The organism is Leisingera aquaemixtae (genome assembly GCF_019801145.1).
GTDB lineage: Bacteria > Pseudomonadota > Alphaproteobacteria > Rhodobacterales > Rhodobacteraceae > Leisingera > Leisingera aquaemixtae_A.
Map to the genome: position 1 here is coordinate 539,963 of NZ_JAHVJQ010000001.1, position 16,754 is coordinate 556,716.

General features: G+C 62.0%; 15 protein-coding genes. 12 read left to right on the forward strand and 3 right to left on the reverse strand.

The features are described 5' to 3' along the window. Positions 1 to 205 precede the first annotated feature (205 nt). The 6 genes from KUW17_RS02645 to phoB all read left to right on the forward strand — a co-directional run bounded on the left by KUW17_RS02645 (position 206) and on the right by phoB (position 6,426). Positions 206 to 1,246, forward strand: a complete 1,041-nt coding sequence (locus KUW17_RS02645; protein WP_222475712.1) for a substrate-binding domain-containing protein — start codon at positions 206 to 208, stop codon at positions 1,244 to 1,246. Between the two features lie 112 nt (positions 1,247 to 1,358). Then, positions 1,359 to 2,831 carry a phosphate ABC transporter permease subunit PstC gene (gene pstC / locus KUW17_RS02650; protein ID WP_222475714.1) on the forward strand — a complete coding sequence of 491 codons (1,473 nt, stop codon included), beginning with the start codon at positions 1,359 to 1,361 and terminating at the stop codon, positions 2,829 to 2,831. Next, positions 2,831 to 4,195 carry a phosphate ABC transporter permease PstA gene (gene pstA, locus KUW17_RS02655; protein WP_222475715.1) on the forward strand — a complete coding sequence of 455 codons (1,365 nt, stop codon included), beginning with the start codon at positions 2,831 to 2,833 and terminating at the stop codon, positions 4,193 to 4,195. The genes pstC and pstA overlap by 1 nt, the downstream gene beginning before the upstream one ends. Before the next feature lie 13 nt (positions 4,196 to 4,208). Beyond that, a complete protein-coding gene (gene pstB, locus KUW17_RS02660) occupies positions 4,209 to 5,006 on the forward strand; it encodes a phosphate ABC transporter ATP-binding protein PstB (protein WP_222475717.1) in 798 nt (265 codons plus the stop codon). 16 nt (positions 5,007 to 5,022) lie between these two features. Continuing rightward, positions 5,023 to 5,733, forward strand: a complete 711-nt coding sequence (gene phoU / locus KUW17_RS02665) for a phosphate signaling complex protein PhoU (RefSeq protein WP_222475719.1) — start codon at positions 5,023 to 5,025, stop codon at positions 5,731 to 5,733. A 3-nt stretch (positions 5,734 to 5,736) separates the two neighbouring features. Continuing rightward, positions 5,737 to 6,426: a phosphate regulon transcriptional regulator PhoB gene (gene phoB / locus KUW17_RS02670; protein WP_222475721.1), complete on the forward strand. Its 690-nt coding sequence runs from the start codon at positions 5,737 to 5,739 to the stop codon at positions 6,424 to 6,426. 62 nt (positions 6,427 to 6,488) lie between these two features. Here phoB and KUW17_RS02675 read toward each other — a convergent pair whose 3' ends face one another. Next, positions 6,489 to 7,400: a LysR family transcriptional regulator gene (locus tag KUW17_RS02675; protein WP_222475723.1), complete on the reverse strand. Its 912-nt coding sequence runs from the start codon at positions 7,398 to 7,400 to the stop codon at positions 6,489 to 6,491. A gap of 99 nt (positions 7,401 to 7,499) precedes the next feature. Here KUW17_RS02675 and KUW17_RS02680 point away from each other — a divergent pair, with 99 nt between their 5' ends. After that, the gene (locus KUW17_RS02680) at positions 7,500 to 8,720 is read left to right on the forward strand and encodes an acyl-CoA dehydrogenase (RefSeq protein WP_222475725.1); all 1,221 of its coding nucleotides are present in this window, start codon (positions 7,500 to 7,502) and stop codon (positions 8,718 to 8,720) included. Here KUW17_RS02680 and KUW17_RS02685 read toward each other — a convergent pair. Further along, positions 8,660 to 9,109, reverse strand: coding sequence for a hypothetical protein (locus KUW17_RS02685; RefSeq protein WP_222475727.1), 450 nt, complete (start codon positions 9,107 to 9,109; stop codon positions 8,660 to 8,662). The genes KUW17_RS02680 and KUW17_RS02685 overlap by 61 nt on opposite strands. Before the next feature lie 237 nt (positions 9,110 to 9,346). Next, positions 9,347 to 10,897 carry a trimethylamine methyltransferase family protein gene (locus KUW17_RS02690; RefSeq protein ID WP_222475729.1) on the reverse strand — a complete coding sequence of 517 codons (1,551 nt, stop codon included), beginning with the start codon at positions 10,895 to 10,897 and terminating at the stop codon, positions 9,347 to 9,349. Positions 10,898 to 11,524: 627 nt separating this feature from the next. Here KUW17_RS02690 and KUW17_RS23280 point away from each other — a divergent pair. The 5 genes from KUW17_RS23280 to KUW17_RS02715 all read left to right on the forward strand — a co-directional run bounded on the left by KUW17_RS23280 (position 11,525) and on the right by KUW17_RS02715 (position 16,748). Continuing rightward, positions 11,525 to 11,842 (forward strand): hypothetical protein, encoded by a 318-nt coding sequence (locus KUW17_RS23280; RefSeq protein WP_226428432.1) that lies wholly within the window; start codon positions 11,525 to 11,527, stop codon positions 11,840 to 11,842. A 246-nt stretch (positions 11,843 to 12,088) separates the two neighbouring features. Continuing rightward, on the forward strand, positions 12,089 to 12,664 hold the full coding sequence (locus KUW17_RS02700; RefSeq protein WP_222475733.1) for an outer membrane protein: 576 nt from the start codon (positions 12,089 to 12,091) through the stop codon (positions 12,662 to 12,664). A gap of 301 nt (positions 12,665 to 12,965) precedes the next feature. Then, the gene (cysS, locus tag KUW17_RS02705) at positions 12,966 to 14,348 is read left to right on the forward strand and encodes a cysteine--tRNA ligase (protein ID WP_222475735.1); all 1,383 of its coding nucleotides are present in this window, start codon (positions 12,966 to 12,968) and stop codon (positions 14,346 to 14,348) included. Next, entirely contained in the window at positions 14,348 to 15,982 is a 1,635-nt protein-coding gene (cimA, locus tag KUW17_RS02710; RefSeq protein WP_222475737.1) for a citramalate synthase, read from the forward strand. Before cysS ends, cimA begins: the two co-directional genes overlap by 1 nt. Continuing rightward, on the forward strand, positions 15,972 to 16,748 hold the full coding sequence (locus tag KUW17_RS02715) for a squalene/phytoene synthase family protein (RefSeq protein WP_222476286.1): 777 nt from the start codon (positions 15,972 to 15,974) through the stop codon (positions 16,746 to 16,748). Before cimA ends, KUW17_RS02715 begins: the two co-directional genes overlap by 11 nt. The last annotated feature ends 6 nt before the right edge of the window (positions 16,749 to 16,754 follow it).

A 16,754-nucleotide genomic window follows, 5' to 3' on the forward strand; every position in this document is an offset into this window, starting at 1 on the left:
CCAACCCCGGGTTTCTGGGCGAGACAATGCCGCCGCCGGTTTTTCCGGCGGCGGCATTGCCGTTTTGTGTCAGAATTTTTTCTGCAGAAACCCGGTTTGTCATGCAGCTGTTACACTCGTGTCACAAAAGCCTCATCAGCAGCTTCTAGGAGAGGCGGCAAGATCATCACGGGGTGATCGAACTTTGAAACTCTTGGAGACACAAATGTCCTTTGTGAAACTGACCGCTTCCGCCCTGGCGATTTCCGCCGTTTCCGCCACCGCAGCCGCCGCGCGTGACCAGGTGCAGGTTGCCGGTTCGTCCACCGTTCTGCCCTACGCCTCCATCGTGGCAGAAGCCTTTGGCGAGAACTTCGACTTCCCGACCCCGGTTGTGGAATCCGGCGGCTCTTCCGCCGGCCTCAAGCGTTTCTGCGAAGGCGTCGGTGAAAACACCATCGACATCGCCAACGCCTCGCGCAAGATCAAGGACAAGGAAATCGCCGCTTGCGCCGAAAACGGCGTGACCGACATCATCGAAGTCCGCATCGGTTATGACGGCATCGTCTTTGCCTCCGACATCAATGCCAACTCCTTCGAATTCACCCCGGCCGACTGGTTCCTGGCGCTGTCCGACAAGGTGCTGGTTGACGGCGCGCTGGCCGACAACCCGAACACCACCTGGGCCGACGTGAACGCCGATTTCCCGGCCGTGGACATCCAGGCCTTCATTCCGGGCACCAAGCACGGCACCCGTGAAGTGTTCGAAGACAAGGTGATCCTGGCTGGCTGCGAGGAAACCGGCGCCTTTGAAGCCTTCAAGGAAGCCAACGGCGGCGACGAGAAAGCTGCCGAGAAAGCCTGCATCGCCCTGCGCACCGACGGCAAGTCGGTTGACATCGACGGCGACTACACCGAGACCCTGGCCCGCATCGAAAGCAACAAGGACGGCATCGGCGTCTTTGGCCTGGCTTTCTACGAGAACAACACCGACAAGCTGCAGGTTGCCACCATGTCCGGCGTTGTGCCCTCCACCGAAAGCATCGCAACCGGGGAATACCCGGTGTCCCGCCCGCTGTTCTTCTACATCAAGAAGGCCCACATCGGTGTGATCCCGGGCCTCAAGGAATACGCTGAATTCTTCGTCGCGGATGAAGTTGCCGGTGAAGACGGCCCGCTGGCCGAATACGGCCTGGTGGCTGACCCGGAACTGGCGGACACCCAGGAAGCGGTTGCCAGCGAAGCTGTGATGGGCGGCAACTCCTGATCGCCCCGCGCGTTATCTGAACCTCGCCGGGGCGGAGCCATCCGCCCCGGCTCTTACTTTCCGCGGCAGGGCTGCCGCAGCCGAAACACCACCGCCAAAACCGGAGCTTTTCATGCCCACTTTCTGGCTTGTTGCCCTCCTGCTTGCGCTTTCCGCCGCCGGCTATTTCGGCGGGCGCCGCCGCGCGATTGCCTCCGCTGCGGGCAACGTCAAAGACCTTCACTCACTGCCTTCTTATTATGGCTACCACGTTGCCCTGGCCGCCTTTGTTCCGGCCATCGCGGCATTGGCGATCTGGCTGCTGGTCCAGCCGATGTTCATCGAGTCCCGCGTCTCCGGCATGATCCCGGCAGAGGCGGTTCCGGAAAATTCCACCATTGGCCTGGTGATGAGCGACGTGCGCCGGGTGGCCGAAGGGCTGGACCTGGCGGTGGAGCAGGGGCTTCTGACGGCCCGCGAGGCTCGCAATGTGGCTGGTGGCGAGCAGGACATCCGCGCCCTGATGGGCGAAGTGGGCGTGGCCCTGGGCGACGATGTGCGCCCGGAAGTGCTGAATGCCTCCCAGGCCTACCGCAACCTGTCGAACACCGGCCGGGCCGCGATGACTGCCGTGGTGGCGCTGCTGTCGCTTGGCGGCTTTGCCTGGGCCTACAGCCGCATCCACAAGGATTTCCGCGCCCGCAACGTGGTGGAGCGCGCGGTGCTGGCGCTGTTGATCATGGCGGCGTCGCTGGCGATCCTGACCACCATCGGCATCGTTCTGTCGATGCTGTTTGAAACCAAGAACTTCTTCGGCCTGCACTCCTGGACCGATTTCTTCTTCGGCTCCACCTGGGCGCCCAATTTCCGGGGTGGCAGCGAACTGTCGATCCTGCCGCTCTTGTGGGGCACGCTCTACATCTCCTTCATTGCTCTGCTGGTTGCGGTTCCCGTCGGCCTGTTTGCCGCCGTTTACCTGTCGGAATACGCCAGCGGCGCGGTGCGCTCCTTTGCCAAGCCGCTACTGGAAATCCTCGCGGGCATTCCCACCATCGTCTACGGCCTGTTTGCGCTGCTGACCGTTGGCCCGGCGCTGGCCAGCCTCTTTGCCAAAGGCGGGTTCCTGGGGGTCGAGTGGATGGCAGGCGCTACCTCGGTGCTGACCGCAGGGCTGGTGATGGGCATCATGCTGATCCCCTTCGTCTCCTCCCTGTCCGATGACATCATCAACGCGGTGCCGCAGGCGTTGCGCGACGGCTCTCTGGGGCTCGGCGCGACCAAATCCGAAACCGTGCGCCAGGTGGTGATGCCGGCCGCACTTCCGGGCATCGTCGGCGCGGTTCTGCTGGCCGCCTCGCGCGCCATCGGCGAGACCATGATCGTGGTGATGGGGGCAGGGGCGATTGCCAAGTTCTCCGCCAATCCGCTGGAGTCGATGACCACCATCACCACCCGCATTGTCAGCCAGCTGACCGGCGACACCGACTTTGCCAGCCCGGAAACGCTGGTTGCCTTTGCCCTGGGCCTGACGCTGTTTGTCCTGACCCTCGGCCTGAACGTCCTGGCGCTCTACATCGTGCGCAAATACCGGGAGCAGTACGAATAATGACTGACCTCAGCCAATCCCCCGCAGGCGCCGCACCGGAGCCCCGCAAACACGGCGGCTCGCTGCTGGAGCAGACCCCGCGCACCAAGCGCCGCAATGCTGCCGAGAAGCGCTTCCGCGCCTACGGCATCGCTGCCATCGCTGCAGGCCTTGTGATGCTGCTGATCCTGGTGACCACGATCGTCGGCAAGGGCACCGGTGCCTTTCAGCAGACTTTCGTCACCCTCGAAGTCGAACTGCTGGAAAGCAAGCTCGACAAGAAGGGCGAGCGCAACATCGAGGATATCAAGAAAGTCACCACCTTCGGCTATGCCCCGATCATCAAGGGCGCGATGGAGGCTGCGGTCGCCGAGTATGGCATCGAAACCAGCCTCAAGGCCAAGGAACTGGCCGGCATCCTGTCCAAGGATGTCGCCGCCCAGCTGCGCGACTACGTGATCGCCAACCCGGACCAGATCGGCCAGACGGTGGAGTTCCGCTTCCTCGCCTCCAGCCGCGTGGACGGCTACCTGAAGGGCCGCGTGACCCGCGACAGCATCGTCAACGACAAGAACATCTCAGCCGAACAGCTTGATCTTGTTGATGCTTTGGCCGCGGCCGGAGTTTTGGAGAAAACCTTCAACCTTGATTTTATCACCGGTGCGGATGCATCCGACGCCCGTCCCGAAGCAGCTGGTATCGGCGTCTCCATGCTGGGCTCGCTGTTCATGATGCTGGTGGTGCTGGCGCTAGCGCTGCCGATCGGCGTGGCCGCCTCGATCTACCTCGAGGAGTTTGCGCCGCAGAACTGGCTCACCGACATGATCGAGGTGAACATCTCCAACCTCGCCGCGGTTCCGTCGATCGTGTTCGGCATCCTGGGCCTTGCGGTGTTCATCAACTACATGCACCTGCCGACCTCGGCGCCGCTGGTGGGCGGCCTGGTGCTGACGCTGATGACCCTGCCGACCATTATCATCTCCACCCGAGCCTCGCTGAAGGCGGTGCCGCCGTCGATCCGCGACGCCGCGCTGGGGGTCGGGGCATCGAAAATGCAGGCGGTGTTCCACCATGTGCTGCCGCTGGCCGCGCCGGGCATCCTGACCGGCACCATCATCGGGCTGGCACAGGCGCTGGGGGAAACTGCTCCGCTGCTGCTGATCGGCATGGTCGGCTTCATCGCCTCCAACGCACCGGAAACGATTGCCGACGGCCTGCTGGCGCCGAACTCCGCCATGCCTGCCCAGATCTACGAATGGGCCAAACGCGCCGACCCCGCGTTCTATGAGCGCGCCTGGGGCGGCATCATCATCCTACTCCTGTTCCTGGTGACCATGAACACCCTCGCGGTGATTCTGCGCCGCCGCTTTGAACGCCGCTGGTAAAAGGGGCATAGTAATGAACGACATGACCTTGATGGATAAGACCGTGGACACTCAGAAAATCAAAATCGCCGCCAAGGATGTGAACGTCTACTACGGCGACACCCACGCGATCAAAGACGTGAATGTCGAGATTGAGGACAATACCGTCACCGCCTTCATCGGCCCCTCCGGCTGCGGCAAGTCGACTTTCTTGCGCTGCCTGAACCGGATGAACGACACCATCAGCACCTGCAAGGTGAAGGGCGACATCCTGCTGGACGGCGAGGACATCTATGACAAGCGCGTTGACCCTGTGCAGCTGCGCGCCAAGGTCGGCATGGTGTTTCAGAAACCGAACCCGTTCCCCAAGTCGATCTACGACAATGTGGCCTATGGCCCGCGCATCCACGGCCTGGCGAAGAACAAGGCGGAACTGGATGAAATCGTGGAGAAATCCCTGCGCCGCGGTGCCATCTGGGATGAGGTGAAGGACCGCCTGGACGCCCCCGGCACCGGCCTGTCCGGCGGCCAGCAGCAGCGTCTGTGCATTGCCCGTGCGGTGGCCACCGAACCCGAGGTGCTGCTGATGGACGAACCCTGCTCGGCACTCGACCCCATCGCCACCGCCCAGGTGGAGGAGCTGATCGACGAGTTGCGCAGCCAGTACTCGGTGGTGATCGTCACCCACTCGATGCAACAGGCCGCCCGGGTCAGCCAGAAAACCGCGTTCTTCCATCTCGGCAGCCTGGTTGAGTTCGGCCACACCGGCACGATCTTCACCAACCCCGAAGATCCGCGCACCGAAAGCTACATCACCGGCCGGATCGGCTGATTTTAAGGAAAATCAAATGTCTGCACAGCATATTGCATCTGCATTCGACCGCGATCTGGAAGCCATTCAAGCGCAGATCATGAAGATGGGCGGTCTGGTCGAGGACGCCATCCGCGAGGCCGCCCGCGCGCTGGAAACCCGGGACGAGGAACTGGCGCTGACCGTGCGCCAGGGCGACAAGGCCATCGACGGGCTGGAAGAGCTGATCAACGAGGAAACCGCCCGCCTGATCGCGCTGCGCTCGCCCGCTGCCTCCGATCTGCGGCTGGTGCTGTCGGTGATGAAGATTGCCGGCAACCTGGAACGTATTGGCGACTATGCGAAAAACATGGCCAAGCGCACCGGTGTTCTGGCCCAGGGCCCCAACATCAGCGAAGGCGCCGCCGCGCTGCGCCGGATGGCGCGCGAGGTGGAGCGGATGCTGAAGGACGCGCTGGATTCCTATATTCAGCGGGATGTCGAACTGGCAGCCGACGTGATCGCCCGCGACCGGGATGTGGACCAGATGTACAATGCCCTGTTCCGCGAGTTCCTCACCCACATGATGGAGGACCCGCGCAACATTTCGGCCTGTATGCACCTGCATTTCATTGCAAAAAACACCGAGCGCATGGGCGACCACGTGACCGCGATTGCCGAACAGGTGATCTATCTGGTGACCGGCGAAAAGCCGGAGGAAGACCGCAAGAAAGCGGACACGACCTCGACCACACCGCAGGAGATCTGACCAATGGCTGCCGATCAGCCCACTGTCCTGGTTGTAGAAGACGAAATGGCGCAGCGGGAAGTGCTGGCCTACAACCTCGAAGCCGACGGGTTCCGCGTGCTCCGTGCCGAACATGGCGAGGAAGCGCTGCTTGTGGTGGAAGAGGATATGCCCGATATCATTATCCTCGACTGGATGATGCCCAACCTCAGCGGGATCGAGGTTTGCCGCCGCCTCAAGACCCGTTCCGAGACCCGCAACATCCCTGTGATCATGCTGTCGGCCCGGTCCGAGGAAGTGGACAAGGTGCGGGGGCTTGAAACCGGCGCCGATGATTATGTGGTGAAACCCTATTCGGTGGTTGAACTGATGGCCCGCGTGCGCAGCCAGCTGCGGCGTGTGAGGCCCTCCACCGTCGGGGTGCGGCTGGAATACGATGACATCGTTCTGGATGCGGAAACCCACAAGGTCAGCCGCGCCGACAACCCGCTGAAGCTGGGGCCGACCGAATTCCGCCTGCTCTCCACCTTCATGGAAAAGCCGGGCCGGGTGTGGAGCCGCGAACAACTCCTCGACCGTGTCTGGGGCCGCGACATCTATGTCGACACCCGGACCGTCGATGTTCACATCGGCCGCCTGCGCAAGGCGCTGACCCAGTTCGGCGGCGATGATCCGGTCCGCACCGTGCGCGGCGCAGGCTACGCCCTCGGCTGAGCCGGCATCAGAGGGTGCACAAGTGGTGCACAGGGGGTGCACGCATGCCACCCCCCTGACTTTCACCGCGGCAGCGGATCCTCCGGCTGCGCCTTTCCAACCAGCCAGGTGCGGAATTTCGTCAGCGCCGGCGCGTTTGATTTTCGCTCCGGCCAGACGAGGTAGTAGGCGCCTTCGGTCTCCACCTGCTCCGGGTGCAGCGCCACCAGCCGGCCGGTCGCCAGATCCTGCTCCACCAGGTAATCCGGCATCAGCGCAACCCCCAGACCATGCAGCGCGGCCTGGGTAATGGTTGCGAATTGATCATAGATCGTGCCGCTCAGCTCATTATCCGCCGCGATGCCGTGCTGTTCGAACCAATCCCGCCAGGCGGTGCTCCGGGTCTGAATATGCAGCAGCGGCAGCTTCAGGATATCTTTAGGTCCTTCAATTGTGCGGCCTTCGACCAACTGCGGGGCACAGACCGGCAGAAGCTGTTCGTGCTTCAGCAGCAGCGACTGCGTTCCGGGCCAGGATGCATTCCCGAAATGTATTGCCGCATCAAACGGTTCAGTGGAGAAGTTGAACGGTTCAAGCCGGGTGGCCATATTGATCGTCACATCCGGATGCAGGCGGGCAAACTCCGGCAGCCGCGGCATCAGCCACCGCATGCCGAAGGCGGGAAGAATGGCCAGGTTGAGCGTTCCGGCCAGCGGTGCCGCCTGAAGCCGCAGGGTGGACTGCACGATCTGGTTCAGCGCCTGGCGGATCTCGGCGGCATAATCCTGTGCCTCCGTGGTCAGGGCCAGCCGTTTCTGATCCCGCTGCACCAGCTCCATCCCCAATTGCCGCTCCAGCGTTTGCAGCTGGCGGCTGACAGCGCCTTGCGTCAGCGCCAATTCGTCCGCGGCAGCTGAAGCGCTGCCAAGCCTATCAAGCGCCTCCAGGGCGCGCAGAGAGGAAATCGAGGGCAGGAACTTGCGTGGCACTGTCATGTATGAGTGTTTGTCATGGTTTCTTGCGAAAGTCTCGCTGTTTTTTCCGTTCACCTCCCGTTAGGGTTTGTCCAAATCGCGAACCATTGAGGTGACAAGATGACCGACAAACCCGCCCTGCGCGCCAAAGATGCCCCGGATCTGGGCCGTTTCAACTGGGAAGATCCGCTGCGGCTGGAGGACCAGTTGACCGAAGACGAGCGGATGATCTCCGCCTCCGCGCGTGCCTATGCCCAGGAAAAACTTCAGCCGCGTGTGCTAAGTGCTTATGAAAACGAGGAAACTGATCCTGAGATTTTCCGCGAGATGGGCGAAATGGGCCTTCTTGGCACCACCATCCCCGAAGAATACGGCGGGCTTGGCGGCGGCTATGTGTCCTATGGCCTGGTGGCCCGCGAGGTGGAGCGCGTCGACAGCGGCTACCGCTCGATGATGTCGGTGCAAAGCTCGCTGGTAATGTATCCGATCTATGCATACGGCAGCGAGGAGCAGCGTCAAAAGTACCTGCCGAAACTGGCCTCCGGCGAATGGATCGGCTGCTTTGGCCTGACTGAGCCGGATGCTGGTTCCGACCCCGCCAGCATGAAGACGCGCGCAGAAAAAATTGAAGGCGGCTATAGGCTTAAGGGGTCCAAGATGTGGATCTCCAACGCGCCGATCGCCGATGTTTTCGTGGTCTGGGCAAAGTCCGAGGCGCATGGCGGCAAGATCCGCGGCTTTGTGCTCGACAAGGGATTGAAAGGCCTCAGCGCGCCAAAGATCGAGAACAAGGCCTCGCTGCGTGCGTCGATCACCGGCGAGATCGTTCTGGATGGCGTCGAAGTCGGCGAGGACGCGCTGCTGCCGCATGTTGAAGGGCTGAAGGGGCCGTTCGGCTGTCTCAACCGCGCACGCTATGGCATCAGCTGGGGCGCGATGGGCGCGGCCGAAGCCTGCTGGCACGCGGCGCGGCAGTACGGGCTGGACCGCACACAATTCGGTAGGCCGCTGGCCAACACCCAGCTGTTCCAGCTGAAACTGGCAAACATGCAGACCGAAATCACCCTGGGCCTGCAGGCGTCCCTGCGCGTCGGCCGGCTGATGGATGAAGCCAATGCCGCGCCGGAGATGATTTCGATCATCAAGCGCAACAACTGCGGCAAGGCGCTGGAGATTGCGCGGATGGCCCGCGACATGCACGGCGGCAATGGCATCAGCCTGGAGTTCAACGTGATCCGCCATATGGTGAACCTGGAGACCGTGAACACCTACGAGGGCACTCATGACGTGCATGCGCTGATCCTGGGCCGCGCCCAGACCGGCTTGCAGGCGTTTTTCTGATTGCCAAGCAGCAGCGCGGAACCCGCTTCGCGCTGCGTTTCTGCAGGATCGAATTGCATTTCTGCACCGGAAGGCCAGGCTGGGATTTCTGCAAAGAAGAAAGCGCTGCCGCCCGTGCTCGAATGACCTTGGGACGCCGAAAGCCTGGTTAACGCATCAATCGCCCGATGCAGCGAATTCTCAAGCCGGTTGTGCTTCGGTGCCGAGTGAAAAGTTAACGCACAACTCGCATTTTGCAAGGATCGGCGGTTGTGCGCGATTTTAACGCTTCGCAACCGATAAAAACGCAAATCGCCACTTGGATGGCGAGTTGCATCTATCGTCCTGCAATTTTGCAGTGCACGTGCCTTATGATTTGCGCAAAGCCGACAGGCCTTGTGAATTTGCATTCCGATTTTGCAGGTGTGCAGGTGAATTTTTGCAGCCTGGATTGCCTGAATGCTTTCGCGGGTTTGCGTTTTTTAACGCCTTTACAATACGTTAACTTGCAAAGTCGAAAGCTTCAAGGCGGAAGTTAAGAAAACTTTTAGAAACACGGCAGCGCGGGCCTGCCGGATACGGAAGACGTTCGCCAAAAGAAAACGGGCCGGAAGATCCGGCCCGCTGCAGGTTCGGTCCGCGCCGTGTCAGGCGGGCAGGTGAATGTTGAAATTCTGGCGGATTGCCATGTCCGTTTCCGCGTCAAACCGGGCGGCGGCGCGTTCGGACAGGATCTTTTCCTTTTTGGCGACCGCCTTTTCGATCAGGTCCGGCTTGTCCCGTTCCGCCCATTCCTTGGGGGAGGTGCGGTCGCCAAGATCCGGATAGACGTAATCTACCTGCATCCGGCCGAGGGTCTGATCGGTGCCGAGGTAATGGCCCGGCCCGCCAAGGCAGGTGGCGCGCATCTGGTCCAGCGCAAGCGTTTCGTCATTAACCTCGATGCCGCGCACGCAGCGCTGCGCCTGGCCCAGCAGGTCGTTGTCGAGGATCAGCGATTCCAGGCAGAACCCCAGCAGAGAGGCGTGCATCCCGGCCGCTTCATAGACCATGTTGAGCCCCGACAGGCCGGCCATGACAGCGGAGCACATCTGTTCCCAGCCGGCCTGCATGTCCGGCAGCTTGGAGTCCGAGGCACCCGCTGCGGCACCGCCCGGCAAATCGTAGAACTTGTGCATCTGGGCGCAGCCGGCGGTCAGCAGGGCCTGCTCGCCGGAGCCGACGGACATCGCACCGGTGCGCAGGTCGAGGCCAAACGGCCAGGTGCCGAAAATCGCTGGGGCACCGGGCTTTACGGCGTTTACATAAACCAAGCCGGCAAGACATTCCGCAACCGCCTGGGTGATCGCCCCGGCAATTGTCGACGGTGCGGTGGCGCCAGCCATCCCGGCTGACAGCAGCAGCACCGGCATGCCGCCCTTGATGCATTCCTCCATCACTTCACAGGATTCCGTGGCGAATTTCATCGGCGGGACGACAAAGCAGTTGGAGTTGGAGACAAACGGGCGCTCACGCCATTTATCTTCGCCGCCGGCAATCATGTGCAGCAGTTCCAGGCCAGGTTTCACAAAGTCCGGCTCGGTGAAGGACACGCCGACATGCTTGGTGGTGCCGGCGGTGGTCGCATAGATGGAGTTCAGGTCCATTTCCAGGTTGTCGGGAATGTCGCGGCAGACCATCGGACGCTGAACGAAATGGATGTTGTCGAGCTGATCGCAGATGCGGGCGGCATCATGCAGGTCCTGCACGGTGGAATCGCGGTAGGTCTTGCCTTCCACATCCACCACGCTGACAGCAGCACCCGCTGTGCCGTAGTGGACCCGGCCGCCGGACAGCTGCAGATCATTCTTGCCGTCGCGGCTGTAGAGCGTGACGGAGCGGTTTGCCTTGGCGATGGTGTCCTCGACCAGCGCGCGGGGGAATCGGATGCGGCCGTCGTCGCCCAGGATGCAGCCCGCGGCGGTCAGGTAGTCGATGCCGCTTTGCGGCGCATCGGCGAGGCCGATTTCTTCGAGCGCGGTAAGGGCGGCCTCGTGGATTTTCTCCATATCCGCCTGGCTGAGCATTTTCAGCGCCGTGGATTCCATGCCGGGGCGGACCGGGCGCAGATGCTCTGGCAGGGCGGCGGCGCGCGCTGCGCGCCGTGCATTCCGGCCGCCGCTGCGGGCGGCGCGGGTGGGGGAGGCTTGGTCGTTCATGGTTTGAGCCTTTTGGGAGATGTCGTTGAAATACTGAAACTTTCAACTCAGTGCGGCCGGCCCCGGGCTGCGCGGCCCCGCGCTGCACCGATGGTGCGGCAGATGAGGCTGACTAGGCTGCGTTCTTCCTGCATGCTGGCTCCCGTTTCTTTCGCGTAATTTTGCCACGCGTTTGCGGCGTTTCTTGTCCGAATGCGACCAGGGTGAAAAAAGCGACACATTTTTCACAGAAACTGGCTGAGGCGCATCACTGGAAGAGTGAGACCGCAAAACCCGCCGTCAACTTTGGCGGCTGTATGTGTTTTTTGCTGCTTTTGAAGTATTTGGTTAACGGTCGCGCGCTTTTTGGAACGAAATATTAATCATTAATTGCTATAGAGGGACGCAGGGGCTGTGCGCTGCAAGGCGCTTTCAAGAAGGCAGAACTATATGCCGATGGTTAAAAAGACCGAGTTTTTCCGAACCTTGGCCACAATTTGTGCCCTTGCTGCCGTATGGGGGCAGCCTGCTTCTGCTAACGATGATGAGAGAAAGCCGTTCCAGGCGGGGGCGGATGCTGCCTCAGCCGGGTCTGCGGGCGAGGCGCGCAGCTTTCAGTTTTCCTTGGGCCATGGCGCGGGCGGCCTGTTGTTCGGCGGAAGCCTTGCAACCGGGCAGACCGGCGCGCTGACCCGGGCCGTTCAGGCGGACGAGACCCATCAGCTGCGTTTGCAAGCCGGGTATGAGTTCGGCCAGACCACCGGTTTCGTGACCGTCGGCGGACTGCAGGCCGAAGCATCCAGCGGCAGGCGTCTGGGCCCGTTGTTCGGGCTTGGCATGCGGGTTTCCCTGAACCGGATGCTGCAAGTGACCGGTGAGCTGTTGCATCACGAGGCCGGGCCGCGGGACGGCGGCAACGGCCGCACCGGTGAAACACTGTCAGTCAGCGCCGCATTCCGTTTTTAATGGTGTATTTGCGATGTGCAGCAGCACGGGGCGGTCGCTAGGAAATAAAGCACCGTATTTCAATGGGCTGGCGGAAACCTGCCGGTCAAAACTGGCAGAAAAGCGCGCGCCTGTGAGGGCTTTCGGCCAGTCCCCGCCAAGAGCGGCAACTCCATCCCTAGCAGTACTGGAAGTTGGCCGGCAAAGACCTTTTGTAGGCGTCAACGGCGCGCATGAAGCGCCGGTACTGCAAAAGGAGAAGTCTGAATGACTCGTTTCGTAGCTATGACAGCCATCGCAACCGTAATGAGCAGTGCGGCATTTGCCGGCAACCTGGTGGAGCCGGTGGTTGAACCCGCCCCGGCACCTGCACCGGTTGTGATCAACGAAGGCGGCGACTGGACCGGTTTCTATCTGGGTGGCCAGGTCGGCCAGCTGGATGCGGACGCCAGCAACGGTGCCTCCGGTGATGACACCTCTTACGGTGTGCATGCCGGCTACAACCATGATTTCGGCCGTTTCGTGCTGGGCGGCGAACTGGATTATGACGCAACCGACCTGGACCTGAGCGGCGAAACCATCGACTCGGTGGCCCGCGCCAAGGTGAAGGCAGGTTACGACTTCGGCAAAGTGCTGGCCTATGTGACCGGCGGTGTGGCAGAAGCTGACACTTCGGTGGGCAGCGAAACCGGCGACTTCTACGGTGTCGGCCTGGCCTATCAGGTGACCGATCAGTGGCAGATCGGCGGCGAAGTGCTGGAGCATGACTTTGATGAGTTCGGCGACTCCGGCGTCGGCGGCGATGCGACCTCGGTGTCGCTGCGCGCATCGTTCAAGTTCTGATCTGACAACAACACCGGCGCAGCAGCCCTGTTCCGCTGCGCCGCTGGCCGCTCGGTCTGTACCCAAGGCAGACCGGGCGGCCTTTGCCGTTTATGGGCCAAAATGCTTGGCGCCGGCGATACCCCGTGCTAAGCAGCCTGCATGAACCAGATTTGCACCACCATTATCTGCTGCATTACCTGCTGACATATCAGCGGGCTGGTTTCTGTCGTTTTCATTTCCCTGACAAGTTGCTAAGCCCGCGCTGCGCGCAATGGGTAGTGCCGGCTGTCACCGGCTGGGCATGGAAAAGGAACCGGGCATGGGAACCAAGGACATAGTGATCAAGCTGCAGAACACGAAGACCCGCAGGAAAGAGGTCTTTGAGCCGATCGACGCCGAAAATGTGCGGATGTATGTCTGCGGCCCGACGGTGTACGACCGGGCGCATCTGGGCAACGCCCGCCCGGTAGTGGTGTTCGACGTTCTCTTCCGTTTGCTGCGCGAGGTTTATGGCGCGGATAAAGTCACTTACGCCCGGAACTTCACTGACGTGGACGACAAGATCAACGCCCGCGCCGCGGAAAGCGGGCGGCCGATCGGCGACATCACCGCTGAGACGACGCAGTGGTTCCTGGAGGACATGGGCGAGCTCGGCGCGCTGGAGCCGAACCATATGCCGCGCGCGACCCAGTACATCCCGCAGATGGTGGCAATGATCAAAGATCTGATCGCCAAGGACCACGCCTATGCTGCCGAAGGCCATGTGCTGTTTGCCGTCGACAGCTGGAAAGAGCTTTATGGCAAACTGTCGGGCCGTTCGGTTGACGACATGATTGCCGGGGCCCGGGTCGAGGTGGCGCCCTACAAGAAGAACCCGATGGATTTCGTGCTGTGGAAGCCGTCTTCGGATGATCTGCCGGGCTGGGACAGTCCCTGGGGCCGCGGCCGGCCGGGCTGGCATATCGAATGCTCGGCGATGTCTTATGATCTGCTGGGCGAGACCTTCGACATTCACGGCGGCGGCAACGACCTGATGTTCCCGCACCATGAAAACGAAATTGCGCAAAGCTGCTGCGCCAATGGCGATGATACCTTTGCGCGTTTCTGGCTGCACAATGAGATGCTGCAGGTGGAGGGCAAGAAGATGTCCAAGTCCCTGGGCAACTTCTTTACCGTCCGCGACCTGCTCGACCAGGGCTATCCGGGTGAGGTGATCCGGCTGGTGTTCTTGCAGACCCATTACCGCAAGCCGATGGACTGGACTGACAAGAAGGCCAAGGAAGCCGAAGCTACGCTGCGCAAGTGGCGGGCGCTGACCGCGGGCATCGAACCCGCGTCCAGCGCTGCTGCCGCGGTTCTGGAGGCGCTGGCGGATGACCTGAATTCTGCCGGTGCGATTGCCGAACTGCACAAGTTGGCCGCGGCTGGCGATGCCGCCGGTCTTCTGGCCTCGGCCCGGATGCTGGGACTGCTGACGGATGAGATGGGCGCCTGGGCCTCTGCGCCCTCTGTCGATCTGTCCGCTTACGAGGAGAAACTGTTCGAAGCGCGGCAGAAGGCTATGGAAAACAAGGACTTCTCGGAAGTTGATCAGCTGAAAGCAGCCTTTGTGGAGGCGGGCCTAGAGGTGCGCATGAGCAAGGCTGGTGTCGAACTGGTGCCGGGTGCCGGGTTTGACCCGGCCAGGCTGGAGGCGCTTTGATGGCCAAGGAACGCCTCTACCTTTACGACACCACCCTGCGCGACGGGCAGCAGACCCAGGGCGTGCAGTTCTCCACCGAAGAGAAAAAGCAAATCGCGCAGGCGCTGGACAAACTGGGCGTCGACTATATCGAGGGCGGCTGGCCGGGAGCCAACCCGACTGACAGCGCGTTTTTCGGGGAGGTGCCGGAAACCCGGTCAACCATGACCGCCTTCGGCATGACCAAGCGGGCCGGGCGGTCGGCGGAGAACGATGATGTTCTGGCGGCGGTGATGAACGCAGGCACCCCGGCGGTCTGTCTGGTCGGCAAGAGCCACGATTACCATGTGACCCATGCGCTGGGGATCACGCTGGAAGAAAACCTGGAAAACATCCGGGCCTCGGTCGCCCATATCGCGGCGCAGGGGCGCGAGGCGCTGTTTGACGCCGAGCATTTCTTTGACGGCTACAAGGATAACCCGGACTATGCGTTGGCGGCCTGCCGCGCGGCGCTGGAGGCTGGTGCGCGCTGGGTTGTGCTGTGCGACACCAATGGCGGAGCGCTTCCGGCAGAGGTTCATCGGATCGTCAGTGAAGTTGTAGCGGCCGGAATTCCGGGTGAGAAACTGGGCATACATACCCATAACGACACGGAAAATGCCGTAGCGTGCTCACTGGCGGCGGTCGACGCCGGGGCGCGGCAGATCCAGGGCACGCTGAATGGTTTGGGGGAGCGCTGCGGCAACGCCAACCTGACAGCACTGGTCCCGACGCTGCTGCTGAAGGAACCCTATGCCAGCAAGTTCGATACCGGGGTGAGCCTGGAGGCACTGGCGGGTCTGACCCGGACCAGCCGGATGCTGGACGATATCCTGAACCGGGTTCCGGTGCGGCAGGCGGCTTATGTGGGCGCTTCGGCCTTTGCCCACAAGGCGGGTCTGCACGCCAGCGCGATCCTCAAGGATCCCACCACATATGAACACATCGAGCCAGGCAAGGTTGGCAATGCCCGGGTGATCCCGATGTCGAACCAGGCCGGGCAGTCGAACCTGCGCAAGCGGCTGACCGATGCGGGGCTGAGCGTTGAAAACGGCAACCCGGCGCTGGCGCGGATCCTGGAGCGGATCAAGGATCGAGAAGCCGAGGGTTATTCCTATGACACCGCGCAGGCGTCGTTCGAGTTGCTGGCGCGCAAGGAACTGGGGCAGCTGCCGGACTTTTTCGAGGTCAAGCGCTACAAGGTCACCGTCGAGCGGCGCAAGAACAAGTACAACCGCATGGTCAGCCTATCCGAGGCGGTGGTTGTGGTGAAGGTTGATGGCGAGAAACGCCTGTCGGTCAGTGAATCACTGGACGAAACCGGCAGCGACCGCGGCCCGGTCAACGCGCTGGCGCGGGCGCTGAGCAAGGATCTGGGGCGCTATTCCGCGCAGTTGGAGGACATGCGGCTGGTGGACTTCAAGGTGCGGATCACCCAGGGCGGCACTGAGGCCGTCACCCGGGTGATCATCGACAGCGAAGACAGCCAGGGACGCCGCTGGTCGACCGTCGGGGTCAGCCCGAACATAATCGATGCCTCGTTCGAGGCGCTGCTGGACGCAATCCGCTGGAAGCTGATCCATGACAGCAGGGCCGGGCAGGCGGATGCAGTTTGACGCTGACCTGACCGCCTGCGCGGAGCTGGTTCAGAAAAGCGACCCGGACCGGTTTCTGGCAACAATGGCGGCACCGGTTCAGGCACGGCCGCTGCTGTTTGCGCTTTACGCCTTCAATATCGAGCTGGCGCGGGCGCCGTGGGCCAGCCAGGAAAGCATGATCGCCGAAATGCGGGTGCAATGGTGGCGCGACGTGGGGGCCGAAATTGCAGAAGGGAAGCCGGTCCGCCGCCACTATGTTGCGACACCGCTTTCCAAGCTGCTGAAGCCCGAACTGGCGGCCTGTATCGACGGTATGGCCGAGGCGCGGCGCTGGGACATCTACAAGGATCCCTTCGAGGATGAGGCGGAGTTTGACCGCTACATCGACCGCACCAGCGGTTCGCTGATGTGGATGGCGGCAGCGTCTTTGGGGTCGGCGGATGAGGCCGTGGTCAGGGGCTTCGGCTATGGCGCAGGTGTTGCCAGTTGGCTGCGCGCAATCCCTGAACTGGAAGCGCAGAAACGGATTCCGCTGCTGGACGGCACCTTGGAGGGCGTGCAAGCTTTGGCGCGCAAGGGGCTGGCAAAGCTGAATAAAGCACGCGGTCAGCGAGGCGAAGTTTCGAAGTCTGCGGGGGCTGCTCTGCTCGCAGGCTGGCAGGCGGAAACGGTCTTGAAACAGGCGATACGAGAACCGGAACGGGTTTCGCAGGGCGCACTTGGCCAAAGCGAGTTCCGGCGCCGAGCGGGTTTGATGCGGCGGGCGATCTCTGGGCGCTGGTAAGGGCTT

Excerpts from the sequence above, each read along its gene's own strand:
- KUW17_RS02645 (WP_222475712.1), top strand. The coding sequence starts at position 206 with ATGTCCTTTGTGAAACTGACCGCTTCCGCCCTGGCGATTTCCGCCGTT.
- pstC (WP_222475714.1), top strand. The coding sequence starts at position 1,359 with ATGCCCACTTTCTGGCTTGTTGCCCTCCTGCTTGCGCTTTCCGCCGCC.
- pstA (WP_222475715.1), top strand. The coding sequence starts at position 2,831 with ATGACTGACCTCAGCCAATCCCCCGCAGGCGCCGCACCGGAGCCCCGC.
- pstB (WP_222475717.1), top strand. The coding sequence starts at position 4,209 with ATGAACGACATGACCTTGATGGATAAGACCGTGGACACTCAGAAAATC.
- phoU (WP_222475719.1), top strand. The coding sequence starts at position 5,023 with ATGTCTGCACAGCATATTGCATCTGCATTCGACCGCGATCTGGAAGCC.
- phoB (WP_222475721.1), top strand. The coding sequence starts at position 5,737 with ATGGCTGCCGATCAGCCCACTGTCCTGGTTGTAGAAGACGAAATGGCG.
- KUW17_RS02675 (WP_222475723.1), bottom strand. The coding sequence starts at position 7,400 with ATGACAGTGCCACGCAAGTTCCTGCCCTCGATTTCCTCTCTGCGCGCC.
- KUW17_RS02680 (WP_222475725.1), top strand. The coding sequence starts at position 7,500 with ATGACCGACAAACCCGCCCTGCGCGCCAAAGATGCCCCGGATCTGGGC.
- KUW17_RS02685 (WP_222475727.1), bottom strand. The coding sequence starts at position 9,109 with ATGCAAATTCACAAGGCCTGTCGGCTTTGCGCAAATCATAAGGCACGT.
- KUW17_RS02690 (WP_222475729.1), bottom strand. The coding sequence starts at position 10,897 with ATGAACGACCAAGCCTCCCCCACCCGCGCCGCCCGCAGCGGCGGCCGG.
- KUW17_RS02700 (WP_222475733.1), top strand. The coding sequence starts at position 12,089 with ATGACTCGTTTCGTAGCTATGACAGCCATCGCAACCGTAATGAGCAGT.
- cysS (WP_222475735.1), top strand. The coding sequence starts at position 12,966 with ATGGGAACCAAGGACATAGTGATCAAGCTGCAGAACACGAAGACCCGC.
- cimA (WP_222475737.1), top strand. The coding sequence starts at position 14,348 with ATGGCCAAGGAACGCCTCTACCTTTACGACACCACCCTGCGCGACGGG.
- KUW17_RS02715 (WP_222476286.1), top strand. The coding sequence starts at position 15,972 with ATGCAGTTTGACGCTGACCTGACCGCCTGCGCGGAGCTGGTTCAGAAA.